Annotated in this window: 9 protein-coding genes; 7 read left to right on the forward strand and 2 right to left on the reverse strand. The window is 74.2% G+C overall.

Going from position 1 to position 7,520, the window contains the following annotated elements:
• Window positions 1–25: 25 nt before the first annotated feature.
• On the reverse strand, window positions 26–454 hold the full coding sequence (locus tag RH94_RS04750) for a hypothetical protein (protein ID WP_073946394.1): 429 nt from the start codon (window positions 452–454) through the stop codon (window positions 26–28).
• A gap of 25 nt (window positions 455–479) precedes the next feature.
• The gene (locus tag RH94_RS04755) at window positions 480–1,160 is read right to left on the reverse strand and encodes a helix-turn-helix transcriptional regulator (RefSeq protein ID WP_073946395.1); all 681 of its coding nucleotides are present in this window, start codon (window positions 1,158–1,160) and stop codon (window positions 480–482) included.
• Window positions 1,161–1,261: 101 nt separating this feature from the next.
• Between RH94_RS04755 and RH94_RS04760 the strand changes: the two genes are divergently transcribed.
• The 7 genes from RH94_RS04760 (at window position 1,262) to RH94_RS04790 (ending at window position 7,337) form a co-directional block, all read left to right on the forward strand.
• Window positions 1,262–1,678 (forward strand): cupin domain-containing protein, encoded by a 417-nt coding sequence (locus tag RH94_RS04760; protein WP_073946396.1) that lies wholly within the window; start codon window positions 1,262–1,264, stop codon window positions 1,676–1,678.
• 115 nt (window positions 1,679–1,793) lie between these two features.
• Window positions 1,794–2,249 (forward strand): type II toxin-antitoxin system PemK/MazF family toxin, encoded by a 456-nt coding sequence (locus RH94_RS04765; protein ID WP_073946397.1) that lies wholly within the window; start codon window positions 1,794–1,796, stop codon window positions 2,247–2,249.
• A gap of 208 nt (window positions 2,250–2,457) precedes the next feature.
• Entirely contained in the window at window positions 2,458–3,759 is a 1,302-nt protein-coding gene (gene egtA, locus RH94_RS04770) for an ergothioneine biosynthesis glutamate--cysteine ligase EgtA (RefSeq protein ID WP_073946398.1), read from the forward strand.
• Entirely contained in the window at window positions 3,756–5,072 is a 1,317-nt protein-coding gene (gene egtB, locus RH94_RS04775) for an ergothioneine biosynthesis protein EgtB (RefSeq protein ID WP_073946399.1), read from the forward strand. Before egtA ends, egtB begins: the two co-directional genes overlap by 4 nt.
• Entirely contained in the window at window positions 5,072–5,863 is a 792-nt protein-coding gene (gene egtC, locus RH94_RS04780) for an ergothioneine biosynthesis protein EgtC (protein ID WP_073946400.1), read from the forward strand. The genes egtB and egtC overlap by 1 nt, the downstream gene beginning before the upstream one ends.
• A complete protein-coding gene (gene egtD / locus RH94_RS04785) occupies window positions 5,860–6,822 on the forward strand; it encodes an L-histidine N(alpha)-methyltransferase (RefSeq protein ID WP_073946401.1) in 963 nt (320 codons plus the stop codon). Before egtC ends, egtD begins: the two co-directional genes overlap by 4 nt.
• Before the next feature lie 299 nt (window positions 6,823–7,121).
• Window positions 7,122–7,337: a dodecin gene (locus tag RH94_RS04790; protein WP_073946402.1), complete on the forward strand. Its 216-nt coding sequence runs from the start codon at window positions 7,122–7,124 to the stop codon at window positions 7,335–7,337.
• The last annotated feature ends 183 nt before the right edge of the window (window positions 7,338–7,520 follow it).

The following is a 7,520-nucleotide window of genomic DNA, read 5'->3' on the forward strand; positions in this document are numbered from 1 at the left end:
CCGCCGATGGCGCCCTGCCCGCCGGTCACACCGACACGAGGCGGATGCCCAGCGCGATCAGCACGCCGACCTTGGCGAGTTCGAGGGCCACGTAGGCCAGGTGGCCGCGGGAGCGGGGGCCCTCCTCGCCGGCCAGGACCCGGTCGGACCTGCGGTTCAGCCGGGGGCGGACGAAGGCCAGCTGGGCGAGGAGCAGCGCGGCCACGGCCGCGGTGAGTCCGACGGCCGAAGCCGGGGCCGCGCCCACGGCGACCGCGACGATCACGACGACGGCCAGCACCGTCTCCACCAGGTTCAGCGCCCGGAAGACCAGCCGCCCGATGCCCAGCCCGATGGGGATGGTCACGCCGGGGGCGCGGAACTTCAGCGGGGCCTCCAGGAAGGAGATGGCCAGCACCATGCCGAGCCAGACGAAGGTGACCGCGCTCGCCACGGCGGCCGACGTGGTGTTCATGTCGATGCGTTGCCTTTCGGTCGTGTCACGCGGCGGGTGCCTCGGGCGAGCGGGCGGCCAAGTGGGCCAGGCAGGAGTCGGGTTCGGCGAACGGCTCCAGACCGGTCGCGGCCAACGGGGCGCGCAGCTCGGCCAACGCCCCCTGCATCAGCCCCAGATGGACCGGGCACACCAACTGACCGTATTCCTCGGCCAGTTCGAGGAAGGGACAGTGCCGCAGCCGGATCCGCTCCGGCGCCTTCCCGGCACCGCCGCCCTCGGGTTCGGGGGCGAAGCCCAGGTCGTCCAGCAGGGCGACGAGCCGGGCCGCCGAGCGCTCGGCCGTCGGCTGCCGCGAGGGCGGCAGCGGATCGACCAGGAAGCCGCCCCACGCGCGGCCCGCCTCCGTCGCGGCCTCCCGCGCCCCGGGGCCCTGGGACGCCAGCTGCCCGAGCAGGATCTGCGCCAGGAGCCGGTAACTGCGCGTCCCCCTGCGGTCCATGCCGGGCCGGGGGGTGTAGACGGTACGGGGACGGCCGGGCCCCGAGGGCGCCTCGACCTGCCGTACGACCAGGCCCTCGGCCACCAGGGCGTCCAGGTGGAAGCGGACGGTGTTGGGGTGGACCCCGATCCGCTCGGCCGCCTCCGCGACGCCCAGCGGCCGGGCGGCGGCGCGCAGTACGTCCAGCACCTCGCGGCGGCGGGGGCTCTCCCGTGGGGTGGTCACGTCCAGTCACCTCGTTTCACCTGCGGCCATCGGTTTTTCACGAATCCTACATGTAATAATCGTAGGCCCGGGACGGGACCCGGACGAAAGAGGGGTGCGCCATGACATCGCCTTCCGCGCGCGGCACCGGACCGGCCGACGGGGCGGAGCCGGAACCGCGGGTCCTGTGCGACGCCCGGGCCCTGGCCGACGCTCCGCCGGTACCGGCCGGTGTGCTGTGGAAGCTGGACGAGCCCGGACGCCAGCTCGACGCGAACGTCGTGCGCCTGGCGCCGGGCGGGAGCGTCGCGCCGCACCGCGAACCGGACCTGGACGTCCTGCTGTTCGTCGTCGCGGGCAGCGGCGTACTCGGCGCGGGCACCGGCGACGAGCCGCGGCGGCTGGCCGAGGGCGCGGCGGTCTGGCTGCCGCACGGCTCCACGCGCAGCCTCACCGCCGGCGAGGACGGACTGGCCTACCTCACCGTCCACCGCCGCCGTCCCGGCATGTGGATCCGCCGCCGCGACGACGCCTCCTGACCGGCCGGCACCCGCCTCCGGCGACCGGCGGGGCGCCCGCCCCACGGGGGTACGCGGGTTGAGCAGCGTACGCCCGAAGTCGGCGCGCTCCGGGGGACGTTCTAGGGTTCCCTCCGTGACTGCCTTCACCGACTTCACCGACGAGAACGTTCCCGGCCGCTACGGCCCCACCGCCACCGCCGAGGCCGACCCCCGCCGGGTCGGCCGGGTGCGCACCGAGTACACGCCCGCGCACGACGGCGACCCCGACCCCGGGGAGATCGTCTGGACCTGGGTGCCCTTCGAGGAGAACGACGGCCGGGGCAAGGACCGCCCGGTGCTGGTGGTGGCCCGGGAGACCGCCGGCACGTTCCTCGCCGTGCAGCTGTCCAGCAGGGTCCACGACGGCGACCGCGAGTGGGTGGCGATCGGGAACGGCCCCTGGGACCGCTCGGGCCGGGACTCCTGGGTGGACGTCGACCGGGTGCTGCGCCTGCACGAGGACGGCATGCGCCGTGAGGCGTGCGCACTGGACCGCATGCGCTTCAACCTCGTCGTGCACCGGCTGCGGGAGCGCTACGGCTGGACCTGAAAGTGCCGCCCGGAAGGTCCCGGCGGACCGCCCGCCGGGACCGGGCCGCGCGCCCCCGGAGTCGCGAATCAGGAGATTCGGCGCCAGGATTGTCACGATCTGTACCCTTGTGCGGATCGGTCGGAGGGTTTTGGCTGGGACGGTGTGACGCCGGCCCGGCCCACCGACCCGGGCCGGTGACGTGCTGGAATCGCAGGAGGATCCTGACATGTCCGATTCGGCAAGTGGCTGTACGGGCCCTCGTACGGCCGTCACCGAAGCCGAGGCCGAGGCTCTGGTCAACGGCATCTGCTTCAAGACCGGACCGCCCCGCCGCCTCGGGGTCGAAGTGGAATGGCTGGTCCACGAGCTGCGCACACCGCGGCTCCCCGTGACACCCGAACGTCTCGAAGCGGCCTACGCCGCACTGCGGACCGTGCCCCTGAGGTCGGCGCTCACCGTCGAACCCGGCGGCCAGCTGGAGCTGAGCTCGCCGCCCGCCGCCTCCCTGATGGAGTGCATCGGCACCGTCTCCGCGGATCTCGACGCCGTCCGCGCCGTACTGGCCCGAGGCGGCCTCCGCCTCGTCGGCCTCGGCCACGACCCCTGGCACACCCCCCGCAGATTCCTGCGCGAGCGGCGCTACGACGCCCTGGAGGCCTGCCTGGACCGCGGCGGCCCGGCCGGGCGGCACATGATGTGCGCCTCGGCGTCGGTGCAGGTGTGCGTGGACGCCGGCCACGAGGAGCCCGGCCCGCTCGGCCACGGGCGCCGCTGGTGGCTGGCGCACCAGCTGGGCGCGGTGCTGGTGGCCGCGTTCGCCAACTCCCCGCTGCTGGGCCGGAGGCCCACCGGCTGGCTCTCCACCCGGCAGCTGATGTGGACGGAGATCGGCCCCGGCCGGGCCGGCGCTCCCCCGCTGGACGGCGCTCCGCGCGCCGCCTGGGCCCGGCACGTCCTGGACGCGCCGGTGATGTGCGTACGGCACGACGACGGACCCTGGGAGGTGCCCGAAGGGCTGACCTTCCGGGAGTGGACCCGTGCGCGCCGCCCGAGGCCGCCGACCAGGGAGGACCTCGACTACCACCTCACCACGCTGTTCCCGCCGGTCAGACCGCGGGGCCACCTGGAGCTGCGCATGATCGACGCGCAGCCCGGCGACGACGGGTGGATCGTGCCGCTCGCGGTCACGGCGGCGCTGTTCGACGACGCCCAGGCGGCCGAGACCGCCTACCGGGCGGTCAAGCCGCTCACCGAGCGCTCCGGTCCGCTGCCCGCCCCGCACAACCCGCTGTGGACCGGGGCGGCCCGCACCGGGCTCGCCGACCCCGAGCTGCACGAGGCCGCCGTCGCCTGCTTCACGGCCGCCCTGGAGGCCCTGCCCCGGCTCGGCGCCACCACGGAGGTCACGGACGCCGTCGCGGCCTTCCAGGACCGCTACGTCCGCAAGGGCCGCTGTCCCGCCGACGACCTGCTCGAACGACTGCGCGGCACGGACGGCCGCGCCCACGGGAAGGACACAGCGACATGACCGACCCCGTACTCGACGCCGGGGCACTGCGCGACCGGGCGCTGCGCTCGCTCACCACGGCCCGTGACCGCACCACGCTGCTGACCACCTGCGTGGAGGACCCCGACCTCACCGCCCAGCACTCGCCGCTGATGTCCCCGCTGGTGTGGGACCTCGCCCACATCGGCAACCAGGAGGAGCTGTGGCTGCTGCGGGCGGTCGGCGGCCGGGAGGCCCTGCGCCCCGAGATCGACGGCCTCTACGACGCCTTCGAGCACCCGCGCGCCGAACGTCCCTCCCTGCCGCTGCTCGCGCCCGGCGAGGCCCGCGCCTACGCGGCCGAGGTGCGCGGCCGGGTGCTGGACCTGCTGGAGTCGACCGACTTCCACGGCACGCGGCTGACCGAGGCCGGCTTCGCCTTCGGCATGATCGCGCAGCACGAACAGCAGCACGACGAGACCATGTTGATCACCCATCAGCTCCGCAAGGGCCCGCGGGCCCTGACCGCCCCCGACCCTGAACCGGCGCCGCCGTTCACCGGCCCGGCCGAAGTCCTCGTCCCTGGCGGCCCGTTCACCATGGGCACCTCCACCGAGCCGTGGGCGCTGGACAACGAACGGCCCGCGCACGTGCGCGAGGTGGAGCCGTTCCGGATCGACACCACCCCGGTGACGAACGGCGCGTACCTCGCGTTCGTCGAGGACGGCGGCTACGCCGACCCCCGCTGGTGGACGCCGGACGGCTGGGCCCACATACGGCGGCACGGGATCACCGCGCCCCAGTACTGGCGGCGCGACGGAGGGCAGTGGCTCAGGCGCCGCTTCGGCGTCACCGAGGCCGTACCGCCCGACGAGCCGGTGCTGCACGTGTGCTGGTACGAGGCCGACGCCTACGCCCGCTGGGCCGGGCGCCGACTGCCCACCGAGGCCGAGTGGGAGAAGGCGGCCCGCCACGACCCGGCCACCGGCCGTTCCACGCGCTACCCGTGGGGCGACGCCGACCCCGCGCCCCAGCACGCCAACCTCGGCCAGCGGCACCTGCGCCCGGCCCCGGCCGGCAGCTACCCGGCCGGTGAGTCCCCGCTCGGCGTAAGGCAGTTGATCGGGGACGTGTGGGAGTGGACGGCGAGCGACTTCCTCCCCTACCCGGGTTTCACCGCGTTCCCGTACAAGGAGTACTCGGAGGTGTTCTTCGGACCGGAGTACAAGGTGCTGCGCGGCGGTTCGTTCGCCGTGGACCCGGTGGCCTGCCGGGGCACGTTCCGCAACTGGGACCACCCGATCCGGCGGCAGATCTTCTCCGGGTTCCGCACGGCCCGCTCGGAGGACAGCTGATGTGCCGTCACCTGGCGTTCCTGGGGCCGGAGGAGCCGCTCGGCCGGTACCTGGTGGAACCGCCCCACGGCCTGTACCGGCAGGCGTGGGCGCCCCGGCACCAGCGGTACGGGACGATCAACGCCGACGGCTTCGGGGTGGGCTGGTACGCCGAGGGCGACCCGGTGCCGGCCCGCTACCGCCGCGCAGGCCCCGTCTGGGCCGACCTGTCCTTCGCCGACCTGGCCCGGGTGGTGCGCACCACGGCGCTGCTGGCCGCGGTGCGGGACGCGACCCTCTCGGGCGCGGACGCGGAGGCCGCGGCGGCGCCGTTCGCCGCGGACCGGTGGCTGTTCAGCCACAACGGCGCCGTCACCGGCTGGCCGGGCTCGCTCGCCGCGGTCTCCCGCACCCTGCCGCCGCGGGACCTGCTGGAGCTGGAGGCCCGCAACGACTCCGCACTCGTGTGGGCGCTGGTGCTGGCCCGGCTGCGGGCCGGCGACGAGGCGGGCCAGGCGCTCGCCGACACCGTGCTGGAGGTCGCCGCGGCGGCCCCCGGCTCGCGGCTCAACCTGCTGCTCACCGACGGCGCGACGATCATCGCGACCACCTGGGGCGACACCCTGTGGTACCTGGCCGAACCCGGCCGCCGCACGGTGGTGGCCTCCGAACCCTACGACGACGGCCCGGGATGGCTTCGGGTCCCCGACCGCACACTGCTCGCGGCGAGCCGCACGGACGTCCTGCTCACCCCGCTCAAGGACCTCACCGAGGACCTGGCATCCACACCTTCCGAGGAGCCCCGTACGTGAGCGAGTTCCATGTCACCCGCACCCTGCCCGAGGACGCCATGGCCGCCGCGCTGCGCGCCGACGTCCTGCACGGCCTGACCTCCGCCCCCAAGTGGCTGCCGCCGAAGTGGTTCTACGACGCTTACGGCAGCGAGCTGTTCGAGCGGATCACCGAACTGCCCGAGTACTACCCGACGCGCGCCGAACGCGAGATCCTCGCCGCCCGCGCCGCCGAGATCGCCGCCGCGCTGCCCGCCCGCACCCTGGTCGAACTGGGCTCGGGCTCCTCGGAGAAGACGCGCTACCTGATCGACGCGCTGACCGGCCTGCACACCTACGTTCCCGTCGACGTGAGCGACACCGCGCTGGAACAGGCCGGGCGGGCTCTGGTGGCCGAGCGGCCGGGGCTGCGCGTGCACGCGCTGATCGCCGACTTCACCGCCGGCCTGACACTGCCCGACGCTCCCGGTCCGCGGCTGCTGGCGTTCCTCGGCGGCACGATCGGCAACCTGCTGCCCGCCGAACGGGCCGCGTTCCTGGCCCGGGTGCGCGCCCTGCTCCGTCCCGGCGACGCGCTGCTGCTCGGCATGGACCTGGTCAAGGACGAGGACGTGCTGGTCAGGGCGTACGACGACGCGGCCGGGGTGACGGCCGCGTTCAACAAGAACGTCCTGAACGTGGTCAACCGCGAACTGGGCGCCGACTTCGAGCCGGACGCCTTCGATCACGTGGCGCTCTGGGACGCCGGCAGCGAGTGGATCGAGATGCGGCTGCGCTCGCGCACCGCGCAGACCGTGAAGGTGCCCGCGCTCGGTCTCGCCGTGGACTTCGCGGCGGGCGAGGAGCTGCGCACCGAGGTGTCGGCGAAGTTCCGCAAGGAGGGGGTGAGCGAGGAACTGTCCGCTGCCGGAATGGAGTTGACGCGGTGGTGGACGGACGGCGAGGGACGCTTCGCGCTGTCGTTGAGCGTGGCGCGGTGAGATCGCCGACCGGGGCGGGCGCTGCTTCCGGGCCGTCACCCCGGTGCCGGCCGCCCGGTGGTCCACTGTGAGGCGCGACGGGCCCCGGCGGCCGGGCGGCCGTCCTGCCGGGTACGACGACGTCTCATGAGGGGTCCTGTTCCGTCCAGGGCCACGAAGGCGTCCGGGGCGGAGGAGAGGGAACCACACGGAGCGCGGCTCGGACGCGGCCCATCGGCCGTACGCCTCGCGCTCCGCCTCCGCATACGGCACGGTGGAGTGACGCGCGCCACGCTCAGTCCACCGAGAGGAGCATCCGCATGACCGAGCACGTCTACCGGGTCACGGAGATCGTCGGCAGCTCGCACGAGGGCGTCGACCAGGCCATCCGCAACGCCATCGCGCGCGCCTCGCAGACCCTGCGCAACCTGGACTGGTTCGAGGTGACCCAGGTAAGGGGCCAGATCGAGAACGGGCAGATCGAGCACTACCAGGTGGGCCTGAAGGTCGGCTTCCGGATCGAGGACACGAGCTGAGGACACGAGCCGGCGGCGTCGATCGCTCAGGTCCGCCCCTCGCGCTCCTGCGCGGCCCTCAGCTCGGCCGACGGAGCCGCCCAGCGGGCGCGCAGGACGTGGAACCCCGCCCGTTCGGCGTCCTCGCACACCAGCTCGTCGTCGTCCACGAGGACCCGGACCTCCCGGTGGCGGGCGAGCCGG

The sequence above is a fragment of the Streptomyces kebangsaanensis genome (assembly GCF_001906585.1).
GTDB lineage: Bacteria > Actinomycetota > Actinomycetes > Streptomycetales > Streptomycetaceae > Streptomyces > Streptomyces kebangsaanensis.